The organism is Blautia sp. MSK.18.38 (genome assembly GCF_024460535.1).
Classification (GTDB): domain Bacteria; phylum Bacillota; class Clostridia; order Lachnospirales; family Lachnospiraceae; genus Blautia_A; species Blautia_A fusiformis.
In genome coordinates this window covers 105373-126030 of sequence record NZ_JANFYP010000001.1, presented here as the reverse complement: position 1 = coordinate 126030, position 20658 = coordinate 105373, and the positions used below count along the sequence as shown (strand labels likewise).

General features: G+C 46.6%; 17 protein-coding genes. 15 read left to right on the top strand and 2 right to left on the bottom strand.

Going from position 1 to position 20658, the window contains the following annotated elements:
- Window positions 1–50 precede the first annotated feature (50 nt).
- From NE638_RS00630 to NE638_RS00615, 4 genes are read left to right on the top strand one after another with little or no spacing between them, the layout of a single operon-like run.
- Window positions 51–587 carry an AraC family transcriptional regulator gene (locus tag NE638_RS00630; RefSeq protein ID WP_147603203.1) on the top strand — a complete coding sequence of 179 codons (537 nt, stop codon included), beginning with the start codon at window positions 51–53 and terminating at the stop codon, window positions 585–587.
- Window positions 584–1390, top strand: a complete 807-nt coding sequence (locus tag NE638_RS00625) for a DNA-3-methyladenine glycosylase family protein (protein ID WP_021652785.1) — start codon at window positions 584–586, stop codon at window positions 1388–1390. Before NE638_RS00630 ends, NE638_RS00625 begins: the two co-directional genes overlap by 4 nt.
- 19 nt (window positions 1391–1409) lie before the next feature.
- Window positions 1410–2699: an alpha/beta hydrolase gene (locus NE638_RS00620; protein ID WP_330383264.1), complete on the top strand. Its 1290-nt coding sequence runs from the start codon at window positions 1410–1412 to the stop codon at window positions 2697–2699.
- Window positions 2665–4476, top strand: coding sequence for a DUF6320 domain-containing protein (locus NE638_RS00615; protein WP_059086220.1), 1812 nt, complete (start codon window positions 2665–2667; stop codon window positions 4474–4476). Before NE638_RS00620 ends, NE638_RS00615 begins: the two co-directional genes overlap by 35 nt.
- A gap of 142 nt (window positions 4477–4618) precedes the next feature.
- Here the strand turns inward: NE638_RS00615 and NE638_RS00610 are convergent, their stop codons facing one another.
- Window positions 4619–5152, bottom strand: coding sequence for a DUF3877 family protein (locus NE638_RS00610; RefSeq protein ID WP_161209162.1), 534 nt, complete (start codon window positions 5150–5152; stop codon window positions 4619–4621).
- Between the two features lie 47 nt (window positions 5153–5199).
- The gene (locus NE638_RS00605; protein ID WP_022427162.1) at window positions 5200–5835 is read right to left on the bottom strand and encodes an endonuclease III domain-containing protein; all 636 of its coding nucleotides are present in this window, start codon (window positions 5833–5835) and stop codon (window positions 5200–5202) included.
- Between the two features lie 256 nt (window positions 5836–6091).
- Between NE638_RS00605 and NE638_RS00600 the strand changes: the two genes are divergently transcribed.
- The 11 genes from NE638_RS00600 (at window position 6092) to NE638_RS00545 (ending at window position 20546) form a co-directional block, all read left to right on the top strand.
- A complete protein-coding gene (locus NE638_RS00600) occupies window positions 6092–8533 on the top strand; it encodes a methyltransferase domain-containing protein (protein WP_173745607.1) in 2442 nt (813 codons plus the stop codon).
- Window positions 8534–8537: 4 nt separating this feature from the next.
- Window positions 8538–9455 carry a LysR family transcriptional regulator gene (locus tag NE638_RS00595; RefSeq protein WP_161209158.1) on the top strand — a complete coding sequence of 306 codons (918 nt, stop codon included), beginning with the start codon at window positions 8538–8540 and terminating at the stop codon, window positions 9453–9455.
- 416 nt (window positions 9456–9871) lie between these two features.
- Window positions 9872–10864, top strand: a complete 993-nt coding sequence (locus NE638_RS00590; RefSeq protein WP_092071774.1) for an ABC transporter permease — start codon at window positions 9872–9874, stop codon at window positions 10862–10864.
- On the top strand, window positions 10858–11775 hold the full coding sequence (locus NE638_RS00585; RefSeq protein WP_161209156.1) for an ABC transporter permease: 918 nt from the start codon (window positions 10858–10860) through the stop codon (window positions 11773–11775). The genes NE638_RS00590 and NE638_RS00585 overlap by 7 nt, the downstream gene beginning before the upstream one ends.
- Window positions 11776–11869: 94 nt before the next feature.
- Window positions 11870–13456, top strand: a complete 1587-nt coding sequence (locus NE638_RS00580) for an ABC transporter substrate-binding protein (protein ID WP_161209154.1) — start codon at window positions 11870–11872, stop codon at window positions 13454–13456.
- Between the two features lie 25 nt (window positions 13457–13481).
- Entirely contained in the window at window positions 13482–15431 is a 1950-nt protein-coding gene (locus tag NE638_RS17945; RefSeq protein WP_276502534.1) for a dipeptide ABC transporter ATP-binding protein, read from the top strand.
- Between the two features lie 132 nt (window positions 15432–15563).
- Complete coding sequence (nikB, locus tag NE638_RS00565; RefSeq protein ID WP_021977177.1) at window positions 15564–16508, top strand: nickel ABC transporter permease; 945 nt, start codon at window positions 15564–15566, stop codon at window positions 16506–16508.
- Window positions 16505–17374, top strand: coding sequence for a nickel transporter permease (nikC, locus tag NE638_RS00560; RefSeq protein WP_114001509.1), 870 nt, complete (start codon window positions 16505–16507; stop codon window positions 17372–17374). The genes nikB and nikC overlap by 4 nt, the downstream gene beginning before the upstream one ends.
- 46 nt (window positions 17375–17420) lie before the next feature.
- Complete coding sequence (locus NE638_RS00555) at window positions 17421–18977, top strand: ABC transporter substrate-binding protein (RefSeq protein WP_161209150.1); 1557 nt, start codon at window positions 17421–17423, stop codon at window positions 18975–18977.
- A gap of 1 nt (window position 18978) precedes the next feature.
- A complete protein-coding gene (locus tag NE638_RS00550; RefSeq protein WP_161209148.1) occupies window positions 18979–19782 on the top strand; it encodes an ABC transporter ATP-binding protein in 804 nt (267 codons plus the stop codon).
- Complete coding sequence (locus tag NE638_RS00545; protein WP_129975103.1) at window positions 19782–20546, top strand: ABC transporter ATP-binding protein; 765 nt, start codon at window positions 19782–19784, stop codon at window positions 20544–20546. Before NE638_RS00550 ends, NE638_RS00545 begins: the two co-directional genes overlap by 1 nt.
- Window positions 20547–20658: the final 112 nt, after the last annotated feature.

The following is a 20658-nucleotide window of genomic DNA, read 5'->3' as shown; positions in this document are numbered from 1 at the left end:
CGTGCCAAAAACACAGAAAAAGTAGTCAAATATTGCGGAGAGAAAAATCCATGTTTCCAGTATACGAAGAAAAAAAGAAGAATCTCCATATTCATCTGCGGACCTCAGCCCATGCTTCACCCCATCTTCATAACTCCATAGAGTTTATCTATATCACAGAGGGAACTCTGGAGCTTGGTATGGGACAGGAGCTTTATCATATGGAAGAGGGAGATTTTGCAGTGATCTTTCCGGATGTGATCCATCACTATCAGGTGTTCTCTACGGGAGAAAACAAAGCAGTCTATCTCTGGGCAAAGCCGGTATTGACTGGTCAGTTTGCGGATATCATTCAGAACAGCTGTCCGGAAGACCCGGTTATAAAAAAGGAGCAGGTGCATCCGGATATTGTAAATGCGGTACGGTGTCTCAGGGCAAACCGCAAGGAGAAGGATGATAATCTTGCAGTGGAACAGGCGTATGTGCAGATCCCGGGATTTGAAAGTCAGAGGACTTTTAACCGGGTATTCCGGGAACGGTACCGGATGACACCAAGAGAATACAGAATATTATATAAGGAAAAATATTTACGAGAGGAACAGACATGATCACAGTAGAGCTGGAACATTTCAGCCTTGATAAAATATGCGATTCCGGACAGTGCTTCCGGATGAGAAAGCTTGGAGACGGACATTTTTCCATGGTGGCGGGAGACCAGTATCTGGAAATGTATCAGAAAGACGGAGTGGTGGATTTCTGCTGCTCTCAGGAGGAATTTATCTGTTACTGGGTGCTTTATTTTGATCTGGATACGGATTATGAAGCTTACATGAATGCTGCTAATCCACGGGATAAATATCTGGGTGCCGCAATAAAGGCAGGAGACGGGATACGGATATTAAGACAGGATCTCTGGGAAATGATCGTTACGTTTCTGATATCTCAGCAGAACAATATCAAGCGTATCCGCAAATGTATCGAAACCATCTGCCGGAAGTACGGAGAGCGAAAAAATTCATCTGCAGGTGTGGAATACTACGCTTTTCCGACTGTAGAGGCGCTGAGTCAGGCAACGGAAGAGGAGTTAAGAGGATGCGGCCTGGGATACCGGGCAAAATATATCGCAGTAACGGCCAGGACCATTGCATCCGGTCAGATCTCCTTGGAAAAAATCTATGATATGCGTTACCCTCAGGCAAAGAAGGAGCTGATGAAGCTCTGTGGTGTGGGAGAAAAGGTAGCTGAATGTATCTGCCTGTTTGCACTGCATCATATGGATGCTTTTCCCATAGATACCCACATCCGTCAGGTCATGGACGTGCATTACAAAAGAGGATTTCCCAACCGCAGATACAGAGGAATGCGTGGGATCATGCAGCAGTATATTTTTTACTATGACTTGTACTCATAGACTGCGGATGCTATCATAGGTGAAAATAAAGGAAAAATCCACGGAGGAAAAAGTAATCAAAAAATATTTACTGCGATTGAGACAACCACGTATAAAAAAGAAAGAAAACAGATATTATATCCGGGGCTATAAGGGAACGGAAGTGATCATCCGTACAGATCATGAGATCCTGAAGAGGATTGCCTACAGGCGTACCTGCGTGAAACAAGTCTGCATTCCTGGAAGATACGAAACAGAAACAAAATATATCTATACAAGAAAAGAAAACAGAAGAAGCCGCCCAGTCATAGTTCCGGGCATTCCGACCGGGAGAGAAGCGGCTATGCCACGTGCCGTGCGGACAGTGCTCCATGCTCTTTCCTATGGCGGGATCGAAGTGGAGGCTTCCAGAAAGCTGGCAGATCTTAAGAAGATGGATCCTATGAGGATCTTTTACAGGACACTGGATGCGGAAGTTTATAACGGAGACTATAAAGTGCCGATCCGTCTGTTTTTTCCAACAGAAGAGGACATGGAAAACGGTGCCGCCTCCGGAAAAAAACCACCGGTGATCCTGTTTTTCCATGGCGGTGGCTGGGTTACGGAAAGTGTAGAGAATTATCAGCGGGTTTGTGCCAGAATGGCACAGTCTACCGGTCAGATCGTGGCGTCTGTTGAATACAGGCTGGCACCGGAATACCGTTTCCCGGTGGGACTGATGGATTGTTATGCAGCTGCGAAGACTTTTTACACCAATCGTTTTCTTCTGAATACGGATCCGGATCGTATCACCATTATGGGAGATAGTGCAGGCGGAAATCTGGCAGCGGCTGTATGTATGATGGCCAGAGACCGCGGAGATTTTTTTCCCAAAAAACAGATCCTTATTTATCCGGCACTGAACAACTGTTATACGGAAGACTCTCCTTTTGAATCCGTAAAAACAAATGGAACCGGTTATCTTCTCACAGCGGAGAAGATGGAAGATTATCTGAAATTCTATGAGAGTTGTCCGGAAGACAGGAGGAATCCCTATTTTGCGCCGATCCTGGAGAAGAATTTTCGAAATATGCCGGATACACTGATACTTACCGCTGAGTTCGATCCTCTTCGGGATGAAGGTGAGGCATTTGGTGAAAAACTGAAGGAAGCGGGAAATCGTGTGGAAGTGCACAGGATCGCAGGTGCGTTTCACGGGTATTTTGCACTGGGGATCAAATTTCTGCATGTGCAGGAGAGCTTTGCATATGTAAATCGTTTTCTGGAAACAGAGGAACAGGAAGAAGGAAAGCATCATGAAGAACGAATATGCACAGTGGAGAAAACTTGACAATGCGGCGCTGGCGTTCCCGGCGGTGACAGGAAAGAATGACACCAGGGTATTTCGTTTTTACTGTGAACTTAAAGAAGAGATAAAAGAAGAAAACCTGCAGGAAGCCCTGGAGAGGACACTGGAAAAATATCCTCTTTTCCGTGCAGTTTTAAGAAAGGGACTGTTCTGGTTTTATCTGGAGAGACGTGATATTCCGGCAGTGGTAAAGAAAGAAGCAGGTGCACCCTGCAGCGGACTTTATATTCCGGACAAAAAAACGCTTCTTTTTCGGGTGAGCTATTATAAGAACAGGATTAATTTCGAGGTATTTCATGCGCTGACGGATGGAACGGGAGCCATGCATTTTCTGATGGAGCTGGTGAAAAATTATCTTCAGGAGACGCACCCATCCGCAGAGCTTCCGGAGCTTTTTTCGGATGAAAACATTACGGGCAGGGATATGGAGGAGGACAGCTTTTCCCAGTATTATTCCTCCGATGCGCCAAGAAAGAGAGAGTCCAAGAAGCCTGCTTTCCAGTTAAAAGGCGAGAAGCTCAGGCAGGAGGATATGAATATCACGGAAGTCTGTGTTCCGGTAAAAGAGATCCACGCCCGTGCAAAAGCGGCCGGTGTATCGATCACGGTTTTCCTTACGGCAGCACTTATCTGGGCGATCCATGAAGAAGTACCTCAGAATCAGGCGAAAAAGCCCATTGGTCTGATGATCCCGGTAAATTTGAGAAATTATTTTCCGTCCCGGTCTATGGCAAATTTTTTCGGATGGATCGAGATCAGCTGTTATTTTCAGCCTGATACAGCCTTTGAGGATATTCTGAGCTCCGTAAAGGAGCAGTTTGCAAAGGAACTGAGTAAGGACGTGATCGAAGCAAAGCTGAATGATTTGGTAAGCCTGGAGAAAAATCCGATCCTGCGTCTGGTACCACTGGAGATCAAAACCCCGTTCCTTCTTGCCGGGACAACTCTCGGAGGGAGGTCTATCACGGCGATCTATTCCAATGTGGGGATCATCCGGATGCCGGAGGAATATCGGAAATATATTCAGAGATTCGGACTTTTTGCAAGCACGGACAGTCTGCAGCTGTGTTCCTGTTCTTTTGGAGATGAGATGGTTTTAAGCTTTACGTCCAAGATCCCCAATGGAAATATTGAGCGGAATTTTGTGGAGAGACTGAAAAATGAGCAGGTATCCTGTAAAATTCGGGAGAATGATCTTCCGGGACAAAAAGAGGAGCAGAAACAGCAGATGAAGCTTTTTGAGAGCTTTACATTTCTGTGTATTGTGCTGGCTGTGGTATGTAATCTGATCGATTATCTGCTGGATAGTCATATAGGCTGGGCCTGGTTTGTGACTGCAGGGGCGTTCTGCACCTGGCTGATGGTTTCAGTGGCTTATGTGAAGCGGCGGAATCTTCTGAAGAATGAGATGTGGCAGCTGGTGATCGCAGCTGTTGCAGGAGTGCTTTGGGATGTGTTTACCGGTTGGCGTGGCTGGTCTGTGGATTATCTGCTTCCTCTGGCTTCGCTTGCTGTGATCTGCTCCATGTGGGTGATCACTGCGGTACAGAAGCTGGAGGTGGCGGAATATATGATCTATCTTCTGGAAGCAGGAGCTTTCGGAGGAGTGATCCCTGTGATCCTGCTGGCTGCCGGTGTGGTAACGGTGCTGTATCCGTCGCTGATCTGTATATGCGTCAGCTTTCTGATGCTGGTATGGCTGTTCCTGTTTAAGAGGAAAGATATGGTGCGGGAGATGCAGAAGAAATTCCGTGCATAGAAAATAAAAACAACCGTCGATCTGCAGAGGACTTTTTGAAGATCTGTCTGCAGACCGGCGGTTGTTTAGCAAATAAAGGAAGTTCCCTGCAGAGCTGCGAAAAGCAATAAGCAGAGGGGAAAACTTGCCCGGTGTTCGGAGATCAGAATCCGAAGTCCTCATAGTCCTCAGGTGTGAACTTATGATAGATCATATGCTCACCCTCCAGGGACAGACAATACCGGTAGTCATCCGGAATCCCGTCTTCGAAATATACAAGATAATCAAATCCGGTTCCGGTTGTTTTTTCCATGTGTACATGGTCGGAATAAGCATGAAAAACGTCCATCACTTCATCCAGAGTACAGCCATGACGGGCAACCGTGCCTATAAAGCGTACCAGAAATTCACTCGGCTTCCGGTTTTCGTGAACGTAGTCCGAGGCCTGAGGCGGCAGGGTGATGCAGAAACGCCCGTTTTTGGAAGAAGCCGTTACTTTTCCAAGACGGTCACAGGCATGATCTGAGAATTCTTCCATTGCATGCTGCATTTCTTCTTCCGTAAGCTCTGTGCCAAGAAGGCGGTTCAGAGACTGCAGCGGATAATAAAAACGGGTAACTCCGCTCATGTATCCGATCTTTACCTGTTGTTCCTGGATCATATCCAGGAGATTATTTTCCAGTTTTTTGAAATTCATTATGTTTTTCCTTTCCGGGGTCTGAAGGTTTATTGAACTGCATACATTCAGATCCCATTTTTTTCGCAGATATCATTGAGACAGCAGCGGTCACAGTAAGGCTTTGTCCGCGCTGTACAGACTTCTCTTCCATGATTGACAAGACGGTGGCAGAGATCATTGCCTTCTTCCGGAGGGATGATCTTCCAGAGAGCCATTTCCACCTTTTTTGGATCCTTCATGTCATGGACAAGGCCGATGCGGTTGGAAAGGCGGATACAGTGAGTATCTGTTACAATGGCGGGCTTGCCGAATACGTCACCCATGATTAGGTTTGCGCTTTTTCGGCCCACACCGGGAAGTTTCAGAAGCGCGTTAAAGTCTTCCGGCACCTTGTCGTGATACTGTTCGTGGAGAATGCGCATACAGGCGCTGATGTCCCGGGCTTTGCTTTTTCCAAGGCCGCAGGGACGTACAATGGCTTCGATCGCTTCCGGCTCTGCTGCTGCCAGGGCTGCCACATCTGGGTATTTTGCATAGAGATCCTGAACAACTACATTGACCCGGGCATCGGTGCACTGAGCTGCCAGACGGACACTTACAAGAAGCTTCCAGGCATCATCATAATCCAGTGTACAGTCTGCATCCGGATATTCCTTTTTTAAACGGCTGATAACTTCATAGGCCAGTTCCTGTGTTGTCATTTGTATATGAACCATCCTTTCAATTTCGGTTATATTACTGAATTACTACAGCCAGGATGATACCACAGCATTCGGAGAATTACAAGGTGGACAGGAGTACAGAAGCAGTGTGTGGCATTTGGGAATTTTATCAGCAGAGCAATTTTGGGAATCCCCCCCAGGGGCTTGTTAATACCCTGACAATTTGGTACATTAAACGTGACCTGTGAGGGACCTGATCTCCCTCACGTGAATAGAAAAGTGCGGAGGAATCAACGTGGAAAAACTTCTCGATGAAATCGAATCTTACTGGAGCACCCGTACAGAAGGGTACTCCGAAGTGAATCATAAAGAGCTTGCAGGAACGCAGAAAAACGCATGGCTTAAGGTGCTGACCAGTCAGTTTCCGGACAAACCCAAGGAAGAGATCCGTATCCTGGATATCGGAACAGGCCCCGGATTTTTTCCTGTGATCCTGGCAGAAGCCGGATATCATGTAGATGCAGTGGATTATACGGAAGGAATGCTGGAAAAGGCAAAGGAAAATGCAGGAGACCTTTGCCGGAATATCCGCTTTTTGAGGATGGATGCACAGAAGCTGGATTTTGAGGATAATACCTTTGACGTGGTCATTTCCCGAAATCTTACCTGGAATCTGGAGCATCCTGATGTTGCTTACAGAGAGTGGGTCCGTGTACTGAAGGTAGGAGGAAGACTTCTGAATTTTGATGCCAACTGGTACGGTTATCTTTATGAGGAAGAGCAGCGTAAGGCCTACGAAAACGACCGGAAAAATGTGGAAAACAACAGCCTGGATGATCACTATCTCTGTACGGATATTGAGCGCATGGAGCGGATTGCCCTCCAGGTACCGCTGTCAAAGATCAGTCGTCCCCAGTGGGATGTAAAAACTCTCAGAGAAGCAGGACTTCTTGGGATTCGCACAGACACAGAAATATGGAAAACGGTCTGGAGTGAGGAGGAGAGATTAAATTATCAGTCCACACCAATGTTTATGGTAACTGGTGTAAAGCCGGATCATTTCCTGAATCTTCCGGTTGCGGCAGGAGAAAAAACAGAAGGCTTTCTTGAGCTCGGAGATGGAGAATTTGTCCTTCCTGCAACCATCATCCGTGGAAAAGATCCTGGAAAAACCGTTCTCGTCACAGCAGGTCTTCATGCAGGAGAGTATGTAGGGATCCAGACTCTGATCGAGCTGTCGAAGCGGCTGAAACCGGAAAAGGTAAAGGGCCAGCTGGTTCTGGTAAAGGTACTGAACCGGGAAGACTTTGAGAAGCGTGCAGGCAGCATCAGCTGGGAAGACGGAAAAAATCTGAACCGTGTTTTCCCTGGCAGAAAAGATGGCACAAAAATGGAACGACTGGCAGCGGCCATCACAGAATCCCTGATCCGGAAGGCAGATTATTATATCGATCTTCACGGCGGTGATGATTATGAGGAGCTGACTCCGTATGTATATTTTGCAGGCGTGGCAAAGCCAGAGATCGTGGAAGCTTCCCGAAAAATGGCAGAGCAGGTTGATGTCCCATATATGGTACAGTCAAATGTGAGTACAGGCGGCGCCTACAATTATGCGGCAAGTACCTTCCATATTCCGGCGGTCCTTCTGGAACGCGGCTGTATGGGAACCTGGGAACGGGAGGAAGTGGATTCCATGCGAAGAGATGTAAGAAATATCCTCTGCAGCATCGGAGCCTATAACGGAATCCGTTCCCACAGTACGTACTATCCGCTGAAAATGGATGATGTGCGTTATCAGTGCGCCAGTGTCAACGGTCTCTGGTACCCGGTGAAGAAACCAGGCGATATTGTTCATCAGGATGAGTATCTTGGCGAGATCCGTGATTATGAGGGAAATGTACAGGAAATCTGTCGTGCAGACATGGATGGTGTGATCCTTTATCAGGTATCCAGTCTTCAGGTTGTGGAAGGCGGCCCTGTGATCACCTACGGAAATATCGTAAGAGAAAAAGACGAGCGGAAAACAAGGATCGCCCAGTACTGGACCAGGCGCAGCGACAGCTTTCTGGAACAGAGAAGAGCAGAGCTTCACAGTGCACTTGCAGGCCGCTGGATGACTGAGCTTAAGAAGTATCTGCCTGAGAAAAAGAATCTCCGAATCCTGGATGTAGGTTGCGGAACCGGATTTTTTACCATTCTTCTTGCAAAGGAAGGCCATCAGGTAACCGGGATCGATCTGACACCGGATATGATCACTCATGCAAAGGAGCTGGCGGAGGAAGAAAAAGCAGACTGTCAGTTTATGGTGATGGATGCAGAAGCTCCGGATTTTCCGGATGAGGAATTTGACGTGATCGTATCACGAAACCTTACCTGGACACTTCCGGACGCGGAGCATGCTTATCAGGAATGGTTCCGCGTACTGAAACCGGGCGGAGTGATGATCAATCTGGATGCAAACTACGGAGCAGCAGACTTTGCGGACACTGCGGATCTTCCGGAGAATCATGCCCATCATCAGATCCAGGATGAGCTGATGCAGGAATGCGAGGATATCAAGCGGCAGCTGCCCATCAGTTCTTTTCTGCGTCCGGCATGGGATCTGGAAACGCTGAGCCGTATAGGTGTGGAAGAATTTTTCTTTGATCTTGGTATCAGCAAACGTATTTATACAGAAAAAGACGAGTTTTATAATCCGACCCCGATGTTTTTGATCTTTGCGAAGAAACCGAGGTAGGATCATGCTCAATATAAAACAGATCCAGTATTTTGCGGCCTGTGCCAAAACAGGCTCCTTCAGCCAGGCTGCAGAGCTGCTTTTTACCACGCAGTCAAATGTAAGCAAGGTAATCCGTTCCATGGAAGATGATATGCGTACCCAGCTGTTTGTCCGTCATGCAAAGGGCATAGAGCTGACACCGGAAGGAGAGCGTGCATATATCCATGTGCAGAGGATCCTGGAAAATATAGATGAACTGGAAATGCAGGCACAGCCACTTGCAAAAAGCAACCTGTGTGTATGCTTTCATCCCAGCTCCTGGTTTGCGGATACCTTCGTAACGTATTATGAAGCACATAAGTGCGATGATCTTCATTATCAGGTTTACGCAGCAGATACCCATGAGATCATAAAACGTGTGAAAGCCAGACAGGATGATATGGGATTCGCCTATGTGATGCAGAATCAGCTGGCAGCGTTCCAGTATTTTCTTTCCCGGAATTACCTGGAATTTGAGCTGCTGACGGAAACCGAGGTAAATATTTATACCGGGAAAAGGAAAGCAGATACAGCAGATGAGGGAGCTTTTAATATGTCCCAGCTCAGGCTGATCCAGAGATTTCCCGATGAATTTTCCCCGGATAATTACCGGAACCTTGTAGAGGAAAACGGTCATTCCGCAGTGGAGGCAGAGACCGTAGTCGTAACAAACAGTGATTATATCGTGGAACGTCTTCTTGGGTCCGGAGAGTTGTGTAATATCAGTGGTGCGGATCTTTCCGGCCGTGATCCGGGATATTCCTCCGTGAAATATACATTTCCGGGAGAAGGCCAGAAACTTGTTTACGGGTGCATTTGCCGGAGAGGTGAAGAGCTCAGTGAACAGGGAAAGGATTTTCTGGGATTCGTGAAGGAAAGACTTCAGATTTCCGGGAAGTGATAAAAGAATAAAGCAAAAGACCAGACGGGATTTTTCTGCACGGGACACAGGTTCCTGATACAGAAAAGTCCCGTTTTTTATATGGAATACACATCCATGCTAAAACCGACTGTCCAATATCCCCGTACCGGGGTTGTCCGAAAGCTGTTAAATGATAAAATAATATCAGCAGCACACTCCGCGTGCTGAATATAAAAACACTGTGATGCACATAACCTCCGCGCACTCCTATTTGTGCATACAAATGTTTTGTCGAATAATAACACGACCCTTTCAAAAGCAGTTATGGTTTTGGATGCCATAACTGCTTTTGAAATATGAACACAAATCGCTCCACGATTTGTGTTCATGAGCATGCAGCAGAGCGGAATGCGAATGTCTGTCTGAACTGTAAAGGGCAGTGGGAAAGGAAAATTATGAACAAAGAAAATAAACTCGTCATCCGGATCCTGAAGCGGATCCTTCTGCTTGCTGTGGTTATGTTTCTGCTGTCTGTGGTGGTGTTCTGGCTGGCGAGACTGGCACCGGGAGATCCCCTGCAGTCCTTTTACGGAGATTCCCTGGAAATGATGACCAGCGATGAGGTGGCTGCGGCCAGAACGAGACTAGGACTGGATCAGGGGATCGGGGTACAGTATGTAAGGTGGTTTACCAATGTAGTCCATGGTGATTTCGGATTGTCGCTGAAATACAGGCAGCCGGTTATGAATGTGATTAGACCGCTGATCGGAAATACTCTGGTGCTGGGAGGAATTGCTTATATTGTGATCTTTATACTGGCAGTTCTGATCGCCATATTCTGTACGCTTCATGAGAATCAGTGGATCGACCGGCTGATCTGCAAGATCGGAACAGCAGCCTATTATGTGCCGGCTTTCTGGCTTGGTGTGGTACTGATCCTGATCTTCAGTGTAAATCTTGGATGGTTTCCAAGCAGCGGTGCCTATGATGTGGGAATGGCAGATAGTATCGGCAATCGTATGAAGCATATGATCCTTCCGCTGGTAGTAATGATCTTCAGCCATCTCTGGTATTACGCATATATGATACGTAACAAATTCCTGGATGAGGTGCGGAAGGATTATGTACTTCTTGCCAGATCCAAGGGACTTTCCAAAAGAAAGATCCTGTGGAAGCATTGTCTTCGAAATGTAATGCCGACGATCGTGAGTATTATGGCAGTTTCGGTACCCCATGTAACGGGTGGGACTGTAACTGTGGAAGCTGTTTTCAATTATGCGGGAATTGGAAATCTTGCAGTGGAATCTGCTAAATATCATGATTATAACCTGCTGATGATCGATGTGCTGATCACGGGATTCATCGTATTTTTAAGCAGCTTTGTTGCACAGACTGTCAATGAAGAGATCGATCCAAGAATGAAGGATTCGGAGGTGAGGGTATGGTAGCTGACCGGAAGCTTTCAGAAGCTGAGCTTTTTCAGGTAGTTGGTGCCGGGTGGAAGCAGCAAGGATCTGAAAAACGAAAAAAAACATTTCAGGAAAAGCTGAAGGGGAAACCGGTATTTTCCATGTTCCTGCTTTTTCTGATCGTTTTTGGCTGTGTATTTGCAAATGTTGTTGCAAATCATGATCCCTCAGGTTTTTATCTCCAGAATCTGAATACACCGCCGGGAAAGGAATTTATCTTTGGAACGGATTCGCTTGGAAGAGATATTTATTCACTGATCTGGTATGGCGGAAGGGTTTCTCTGGTGATCGGACTTCTGGGTGCTGCGATCATTACTGTGATCGGTGTTACCTACGGATGCATCAGTGGAACAGCAGGTCCAAAGGTGGATTCGGTTCTGATGCGGTTTACGGAAATGTGCGGAAGTATTCCGACCCTTCTGCTGATCCTGATCCTGTCTGCGGTTATTCAGGCCAATGATGTGATCAGCATATCTGTGATCATCGGTATTACCGGGTGGTTTGCACTGGCACGTATTGTAAGAAGTGAAGTACGGCAGATAAGGAACAGTGATTATGTGATGTATGCAAGACTCTGCGGAGGAAGTTTTGGATATGTGATGTATCACCATCTGATCCCGAATTTTGTTTCGGCGATCATGTTTGTAGTAATTTCTTCGGTAAGCAGCTGTATTACCATGGAATCTACTTTAAGCTTCCTTGGCCTCGGGCTTCCGGCAGATGTAGTCTCCTGGGGAAGTATGCTCTCACTGGCAAATAAAGCACTGATCATGAATACCTGGTGGGTGATCGTGATCCCAGGAGTTTTTCTGGTCATTACTTTAATGTGCATTACCAGTATGGGAAGCTTTGTGAGAAGTGAGGTAAATAACCATTACAGCAATCTCTGATGCAGTCAGAAAAAAAATTTGGACGCAAACCGTGATAAAACATTCCGAGATGTAGATAACCGGTTTGAAAATAAGGAAAGATGAGGAAAACAGAATGAAAAAGAGAACAGGAAACAACTATGGAAGAAAATATGCGGCGATAACACTGGCAGCAGTGACCGCAGCATGTACAGGAGCAGCTGCAGGCAGTGCGGTAACCGTAGCTGCGGCAGAAGAAAACAAAACTCTGGTATATGCAGGTGAGTCAGAAAGTACGATCAATCCCCTTCTGAATAATCATGATGAACTTCCGGATCTTATTTTTTCAGGACTGATGAAATATGATGCCAATGGAAAGCCGGTAGAGGATCTTGCAGAGAGCTATACCTTTGACAAGGCTACCAATACCTATACTTTTAAGCTTCGAGATGGTGTTAAGTGGCATGATGGAGAAGATTTCAATGCAGAGGATGTTGTATACACATATAAGGAGCTTACAGAGGATGAAACCCTGGGAGCCAGCATCACCAGCAACTATCAGGACATTACAAGCATTGAGGCACCGGATGATCAGACTGTGATCTTTACACTGGATCAGTATGATGCTGCCATGCTGGATTATTTTACCATGGGAATCCTTCCTGAGCATCTTCTGGAAGGAGAGGACGTGAATACCACATCCTTTAACCAGAATCCGGTGGGAACAGGCCGTTATAAATTTGAAGACTGGGATGCTACCGGCGGAATGATCACACTGAAACGAAATGAAGATTATTACGGAAAGGTTCCGAATATTGAGACCGTTGTATATCGTACAGTATCGGATGAGACTACAAAGGCAACCATGCTCCAGTCCGGTGAGGCGGATCTTGCATGGCTGAATTCCAACTACGCTTCTCAGTTCAAGGATAAGGACGGATATAATTACTGGGAGTTCACCACAGCAGATTACCGTGGAGCAGCCATGGATATGAGCACAGATTTCTGGAAGGAAAACGGAGATTCTATCGGCGTTCTGAATTATGCGCTGGATAAGGATTCCATTATTGCAGGTGTTCTTGCAGGACAGGGAGAGCCGGCATACAGCCCGATCCAGAGAAACCCTCTCGGAACAGATAAGGAAGCCAATATCTACTCCTATGATTTGGATACCTTTGCAAAGAAGATGGAAGAGCTGGGATGGAAAAAAGGTGATGATGGGATCTATGAGAGAAACGGACAGAAATTCCACTTTACCATCCAGGTACGTGATTACGAAGAAGAGCGTGTGGATATTGCCAATGTCATGTCTGATATGCTGAAGCAGGCTGGTGTGGAAATGGAAGTAAAGCTTGTTACCAAATTTGACTGGGATGCAGGATACAATGGATTTCTTGCCGGCTATGCAACACAGTTTGACCCGGATATGGCATATGTAAACTTTGTAACCGACGCAAGTGGAAACAACATGCATTATTCCAATGCAGATGTGGATAAATATCTTGAGGAAGGCCGTCACGGTGAGACTGAGGAAGCCAGAAAAGAAGCATATAGTGAATTCGAAAAGGCATATGCCAAGGCACCTGGAATCCTTCTGGTTGCTTATCTTCAGGGAGATTATGTAGGCGTTTCCGGACTTGACGGACTGGATACCACACGTGTTCTGGGACATCATTCCGTAGGTGTTATGTGGAATATTGAAGACTGGACCATTACAAAATAAGGAAAAGATCATGCAGGAAACCGTTTTGGAATTAAAAAACTATTCGGTAAGCTTTGACACACCGGACGGCGAGGTACAGGCCGTCCGGAATGTTGATCTCACGGTAAAAAAAGGAGAGATACTTTGTATCGTAGGTGAGTCCGGATGTGGAAAAACTGTTATGTGCCGTAGCGTGATGAAGCTTCTGCCACCGAATGCACATGTAAAAAGCGGAGAGATCAGTCTCTGCGGAGAGAATATCACAGCCTATAAAAGAAAAAAAATGGAAAAGCTGTGCGGAAGTAAGGTAAGCATGGTGTTCCAGGATCCTATGCTGACGCTGAATCCGACGATCCCGGTTGGCAAACAGATCACAGAGGCTATTATCAAAAATCAGAAAGTATCCGGGGATGAGGCGAAAAAAAGAGCTGTGGAAATGCTGAAGCTGGTAGGGATTCCGGATGCAGAACAGCGCTATGGCCTGCAGCCTCATTTTTTTTCCGGAGGAATGCGTCAGCGTTGTGTGCTGGCTATTGCACTGGCCTGTGATCCGGAAATATTATTTGCCGATGAGGCGACTACAGCACTGGATGCAACTGTAGAAGCAAAGATTTTGGATCTGCTTCTTGAACTGAGAGAAAAAACAGGGATCAGTATTGTGTTCATATCTCATGATCTGGGAGCTGTTGCAAGGATCGCAGACAGAGTTGCAGTTATGTATGCAGGAAAGATCATTGAGATCGGGACAGCGGAAGAGGTTTATTATGATCCCCGGCATCCTTATACCTGGGGACTTCTGTCTTCTCTGCCTGTATTTGCAGGTGAAAAAGGGGATCTGAATCCGATCCCCGGAATGCCGCCCTCTCTTTTGGATCCTCCGCCGGGAGATGCGTTTGCCGTTCGGAATCCCCAGGCACTGGCAATCGATTATGAACAGACTCCTCCGATGTTTAAGGTCAGTGATACGCATTATGCAGCCACATGGCTTCTGGATGAAAGAGCTCCGAAAATAGAAAAGCCTTCCATTTTGAAGGACAGATTACAGGAAAACAGCGGCCGTAAACAGAAACCGGATAAAAAGGAAGCGTCATTTTTACAGAAAACAGAACAAAAACAGGCGCCTGTACTGATCGAAGCCAGAAATCTGAAGCAGCATTTCCGTATCCGTTCCGATTATACGATCCATGCAGTGGATGATGTTTCCTTCAGTATCCGGGAAGGTGAGATCATGGCACTGGTGGGAGAGACCGGCTGCGGAAAATCCACGACAGCCAGAACGCTTGCAGGAATCTACCGGCCTACAGGCGGGGAGATCTTTTATCAGGGAGCAAGAGTGCCGGATAAAAAGGATCCTTTCAGAATGCGGAAGAAAATGCAGACGGAGATCCAGATGATCTTTCAGGATTCGGGTGCTGCACTGAATCCCCGAATGAGCATACGGCAGATCATGCTGGAGCCTGTAAAGATCAGCCGCAGGATCCGTGACAGAGAAATGTTGGAGAACAGGCTTCGGGAAATCCTGAAGGAGACAGGACTGGATGAAAGCATTCTGTCGAAAAAGCCGGGAGAGCTTTCCGGCGGACAGAGACAGAGAGTTGCCATAGGAAGAAGCCTTCTCATGGAACCACGTCTTGTCATTGCAGATGAACCGATCGCATCGTTGGACATTTCTATCCAGGCACAGATCGTCATGCTTTTTAAAAAGCTTCAGCAGGAAAAAAGATTTTCGTTTCTTTTTATTGCCCATGATCTGTCCATGGTACGTTTTTTAAGTGATACAACCGGTGTGATGAAAAACGGAAAGCTGGTAGAAATGGCACCTACAAAAGAGCTTTTTGAAAATCCGCAGCATCCTTATACACAGTCCCTGCTTTCTGCGATCCATATTCCGGATCCGCTGGAAGAGAGAAAACGAAGGCTGATCGAGTATGAAGAGCCACAGTCTCTTGGAGAGGGCTGGAAAGAATTATCCGCATGTCACTGTGTGAGAATATAAGAACATGATGGAATACATGTGCATGACAAAATGGAATATGTAAAATCCCCCCGCCGGGGTTGTGGCAGAACAGCCGTGTTGTTAAACTTTTGTTATTCGAAATACTGAGAAACAAAGTGCGGAGAGGAAAATATGGGAAAATATATAATAAAACGGTTGCTGCAGCTGATCCCGGTCCTGATCGGGATCACATTTCTTTCTTTTGCCATGATGCGGCTTGCCGGTGGAGATGCAGTAACTTATATGTATGAAAATGCAGGCTCTGCAGTATCTCAGGAGGTCATTGATAATGCGAAGGCAGAATATGGCCTTGATAAACCATTCCTTGTACAATATGCTGCCTGGTTTGCGGGAATGGTAACCGGAGATATGGGAGAGAGCTATGTGTCTCACAGAGATGTCTATGAAACCTTTATTTCAAAGCTTCCGGCAACGATGATGCTGACTCTGTCATCGATCCTTCTTACAATTGTTCTTGCGATCCCGTTGGGAATCCTGTCAGCAGTAAAGCACAACAAATGGGTAGATTATCTGATAAGATTTTTAAGCTTTATCGGCAATTCCATGCCGAATTTTTTTGCTGCCATGGTCCTGATGTATTTTCTGTCCATCAGGCTGGGCGTTTTACCGGTAGTCACAAATACAGATCTCGGACAGAGTATCATTCTGCCGACACTGACACTGGCAATCTCCATGGCTGCAAAATATACCAGACAGGTGCGTGCCACGGTTCTGGAAGAACTGAATAAGGATTATGTGACCGGAGCCCGGGCAAGAGGGATCCGCAGTCGTGTGATCATCTGGAAGAGTGTAATGAAGGCTTCCATGCTGACGATCATCACACTGCTGGCTCTGTCCATCGGCAATCTTCTGGGAGGAACTGCCATTGTGGAAAATATCTTTATGTGGGATGGTGTCGGAAAACTGGCGGTAGATGCGATCACCATGCGTGACTATCCGATCATCCAGGCTTATGTGGCCTGGATGGCGGTTATTTATGTTCTGGTAAATCTGGTGACAGATATTATTTACCACTATCTGGATCCGAGAGTACGACTTGGAGGTGACAGAGCATGAGTGGAAAAAATAATATCACAGTCCGGAAGCAGAAGATCCGGAAAAATCATACAAAAGCAAAGCTTGTCTTTTTTCTTGTGCTTACAGCATTGCTTCTGTTTGTAGCGGCATTTGCAAAATATCTCTGTCCTTATGATCCTTATGCCCAGGATCTGGTACTTGCCCAGAAACCGCCGGGACCGGAGCATCTGCTCGGGACAGACCGTTATGGAAGAGATATGCTTTCCCGTGTGATCATAGGAAGTACGACCAGTATTTATGCAACGCTGCTCCTGGTTGCGGTGATCACTGTGGCGGGAACGGCTATTGGTATTTTCTGTGGCTGGAAGGGCGGCAAAGCCGATACTGTTCTGATGCGTATCTCCGATCTGTTCCTGGCTTTTCCGGGACTGGTATTTGCCCTGGCAGTAGCAGGTGTTCTGGGAGGCGGTATCCAGAATGCGATCATTGCCCTGGCAGTGATCAGCTGGCCGAAGTTTGCGAGACTTGCCAGAGGGCTTACTCTGACTCAGAAGGACTCCGCATATCTTATGGCGGCGAAGCTTTCCGGAAGCAGTACAGGAAAGCTTCTGCTCAAACATATCCTTCCCAATATCGCAGGACCCATCCTTGTTACGTCAGTTCTTGATATCGGAACCATGATGATGGAGCTGGCAGGACTTTCCTTTCTCGGGCTTGGGGTAAAGCCTCCAATGGCAGAATGGGGAAGTATGATCAACGATGGAAGAAGTATGCTGCAGATTTCACCATGGATGGTACTTGCGCCGGGAATGGCGATTTTTATTACAGTAATGATCTTTAATCTTCTGGGAGATACGATCCGGGATTATATGGATCCGAAGGAACGAAACAGGAGAAGAGGATAACAGGCACTTATAAATAAGCATAACAGAGAAAGTGAGAGCGGAGATTATGAAGAAAAAGATTCTGGCAGCAGTGCTTGCAGCGGCAATGGTCATGAGCATGACAGGAGTTTCGGCAGCAGCAAAAAGCAAAGAAAAGAGTGAAGGAACTACCTTTGTTTACGGAACTACCGGATATAGTGAAGAAATGGGAGATGCAGGATTAAACCCTCACGACAATTATTCCGGATGGAGCTGTCTTCGTTATGGCGTAGGAGAAACACTGTTTAAATACAATGATAACATGGAGGTAGAGCCATGGCTTGCTACAGACTATGAATTTACAGACGATAATACAGTAAAGATCACCCTTCGTGATGATGTGAAATTTTCCAGCGGAAGAACCATGGACGGAGAAGCGGTAAAGGAATGCCTGGAGGATCTGATCGCAAACCATGACCGTGCACCTTACGATATGAAGATCGATAAGATCGAAGCAGATGGAATGACAGTAACGATCCATACTTCCGAACCATGTCCGGCACTGATCAATTATCTCGGTGATCCGTATGGTGCCATCATTGATATGGATTATGGTGTACAGGGAGAGGGCGGCTCTGCAAATGTGGCAGGAACAGGCCCTTATGTTGCAACAGAGGTATCTCCAACAGAGATTAAGCTGGTAAAAAATGAGGATTACTGGGGCGGAGATGTAAAGGTAGACAACGTTATCGTAAAATCCTTCTCAGACGGAAGTGCCCTGACAGCAGCATTACAGACAGGCGATATACAGGGAACCTATGGACTTCAGTATGATAACTATGCGCTTTTTGACGGAAATACGGACTATCAGATCAGCTCTGTAGCAACAAGCCGATGCTTCTTCGGACAGTTTAATATGAAGTCTGAACTGATGCAGGATCAGAATGTGAGAAAAGCCATTGAGATGGGAATCGATAAGGACGGCTTCTGCAGTGTGATCATGGAGGGACGAGGTGTTCCGGCAGTGGGAGCTTTCCCAAGCAGCTTTTCCTATGGAAACGATGCGGTGAAAGCACCGTCCTATGATCCGGAAGAGGCGAAAAAGCTTCTGGAAGAATCCGGATGGACAGATACGGATGGAGATGGCTATGCAGATAAGGACGGAAAGAAGCTGTCCATCACATGGCTGACCTATCCAACCCGTCTGGAACAGCCTAAGCTTGCAGAATATGCACAGTCCACTTTAAAGGACATCGGAATTGAGGTCAATGTTAACAATACAGCAGATCATGCGACGTATGCGAAGAACGGAGAATTTGATGTATATGTAAGCTCGCTTACAACTGCACCTACCGGTGATCCGGAATATTTCTTCACAAGTACAGTTGTATCTGACGCTGCCAAAAATTATGGCAAATACAGCAATTCGGATCTTGATGATATCGTAGCGAAGCTGCATGAGACCTTTGATACAGATGAGAGAGGCAAGCTTGCTGTGGAAGCACAGCAGACCATTCTGGATGATGATGCGTATTTCTTTGTTTCTCATCTGAACATGGGACTTGTGTCAAAGTCAAATGTGTCAGGGCTGACTGCACATCCATGTGATTATTACGAGATCACGGCAGATCTGGAAGTGAAATAAGATGGGATCATTGTTGAAGCTTGAGCATGTGACGATCTGCTACAACGGAGAACCGGTTGTACATGATGTGGATCTGGAACTGAATAAAGGAGAGATCCTGGGTGTGGTAGGCGAATCCGGAAGCGGAAAAAGTACCATTATCAAGGCAATCATGGGACTTCTGGGAAATGAAGGCATGGTGACAGAAGGGGATATCTGGTACAAAGGAAAAAATGTGGTAGATATGCCGGAAAAAGAATTACGCAGACTTCTGGGTCCTGAGATCGCCATGGTCTTTCAGGATTCAGGAGCAGCCCTTTGTCCCATCCGCACCGTGGGCGATCAGATCTATGAGAGTATGCGGGAGCATGAAAGGATCAGTCGTAAAGAGTGTGCGGAGCGTGCCGTCCGGATGATGGCTAAGATTGGCCTCAAGGATGGGGAACGTGTTTTGCAAAGCTATCCCTTTGAATTGTCCGGCGGCATGAATCAGCGTGTGGGAATCTGTATTTCCATGCTGCAGAATCCGTCGCTTCTTCTGGCAGATGAGCCTACCAGTGCCCTGGATGTAACCATACAGAAACAGGTAGTTGAGGAAATGCTGCTGATGCGTAAGGAATACGGAACAGCCATGATCGTTGTCACACACAACATTGGTGTGGTGGAAAAAATGGCAGATAAGGTTCTGGTACTGAAAAACGGAAAGGTGAGGGAATACGGAAAAACAGCTAAGATTCTGACAGCTCCGGAGGATCCTTATACAAAAGAGCTTATGAGTTCGGTACCTCGTCTGAAACGTACAGGCACCGGAAATGGAGGCAGATGATGACAGAAAACAAAAATATTCTGGAAGTACATCATTTGAAAAAAAGCTTCACCACCGGTAAAAAATCCTTCACGGCTGTAGAAGACGTAAGCTTTTCTCTGAAAACGGGGGAGGTATTAGGGATTGTAGGTGAATCCGGCTCAGGAAAAAGCACTGTGGCGAAGATGATCACACATCTGACAGAACCCACCGCCGGAGAAATTTTTCTCATGGAAAAGGATATCACACATGCAAGGGGAAAAAATCTCCGGGAAATCTACCGGGAAATGCAGATGATTTTTCAGACACCGGCAGAATCCTTTGACCCCAGATGCACTCTTGGGGACGGAATCGGGGAAAGTCTCCGGAATATGGGGATAAGTAAGAAGGAAACCAGGAACCGTGTGGAAAAGCTTCTGCTTACCTGCGGACTGACTCCGGAATATGCAGATCGGTATCCCCATCAGGTCAGCGGAGGGGAGTGCCAGAGAGCGGCTATTGCCAGAGCCCTGGCTGTGGAACCCAGAGTGCTGATCTGTGATGAAGCAACCAGCGCCCTGGATGTGACTGTGCAGAAACAGATCATGGAGCTGCTTCAGAAGTTAAAAAAAGAAAACCAGCTGTCCTTTCTTTTTATCTGCCATGACCTGGCCCTTGTCCAGCTGTTCTGCGACCGGGTGATCGTGATGCATGACGGACATGTGGAAGAGGAAGGGACACCGGAAGAGATCATTGAGCATCCGAAGACAGAGTATACGGAGCAGCTGATCCGGTCGGTGCTGTGATAATGACAGATAAAAACAAAAGAACGAAGCCCTCAGTAGTGCGAATACTGAGGGCTTTTTTGCAGGTTACACGTTGACGCATTTTCCCTCACCCGATATAATTAAAAAAGAA

Excerpts from the sequence above, each read along its gene's own strand:
- NE638_RS00590 (WP_092071774.1), top strand. The coding sequence starts at position 9,872 with ATGAACAAAGAAAATAAACTCGTCATCCGGATCCTGAAGCGGATCCTT.
- nikC (WP_114001509.1), top strand. The coding sequence starts at position 16,505 with ATGAGTGGAAAAAATAATATCACAGTCCGGAAGCAGAAGATCCGGAAA.
- NE638_RS00545 (WP_129975103.1), top strand. The coding sequence starts at position 19,782 with ATGACAGAAAACAAAAATATTCTGGAAGTACATCATTTGAAAAAAAGC.
- nikB (WP_021977177.1), top strand. The coding sequence starts at position 15,564 with ATGGGAAAATATATAATAAAACGGTTGCTGCAGCTGATCCCGGTCCTG.
- NE638_RS00625 (WP_021652785.1), top strand. The coding sequence starts at position 584 with ATGATCACAGTAGAGCTGGAACATTTCAGCCTTGATAAAATATGCGAT.
- NE638_RS00585 (WP_161209156.1), top strand. The coding sequence starts at position 10,858 with ATGGTAGCTGACCGGAAGCTTTCAGAAGCTGAGCTTTTTCAGGTAGTT.
- NE638_RS00580 (WP_161209154.1), top strand. The coding sequence starts at position 11,870 with ATGAAAAAGAGAACAGGAAACAACTATGGAAGAAAATATGCGGCGATA.
- NE638_RS00550 (WP_161209148.1), top strand. The coding sequence starts at position 18,979 with ATGGGATCATTGTTGAAGCTTGAGCATGTGACGATCTGCTACAACGGA.
- NE638_RS00595 (WP_161209158.1), top strand. The coding sequence starts at position 8,538 with ATGCTCAATATAAAACAGATCCAGTATTTTGCGGCCTGTGCCAAAACA.
- NE638_RS00630 (WP_147603203.1), top strand. The coding sequence starts at position 51 with ATGTTTCCAGTATACGAAGAAAAAAAGAAGAATCTCCATATTCATCTG.
- NE638_RS00555 (WP_161209150.1), top strand. The coding sequence starts at position 17,421 with ATGAAGAAAAAGATTCTGGCAGCAGTGCTTGCAGCGGCAATGGTCATG.
- NE638_RS00610 (WP_161209162.1), bottom strand. The coding sequence starts at position 5,152 with ATGAATTTCAAAAAACTGGAAAATAATCTCCTGGATATGATCCAGGAA.
- NE638_RS00615 (WP_059086220.1), top strand. The coding sequence starts at position 2,665 with ATGAAGAACGAATATGCACAGTGGAGAAAACTTGACAATGCGGCGCTG.
- NE638_RS00605 (WP_022427162.1), bottom strand. The coding sequence starts at position 5,835 with ATGACAACACAGGAACTGGCCTATGAAGTTATCAGCCGTTTAAAAAAG.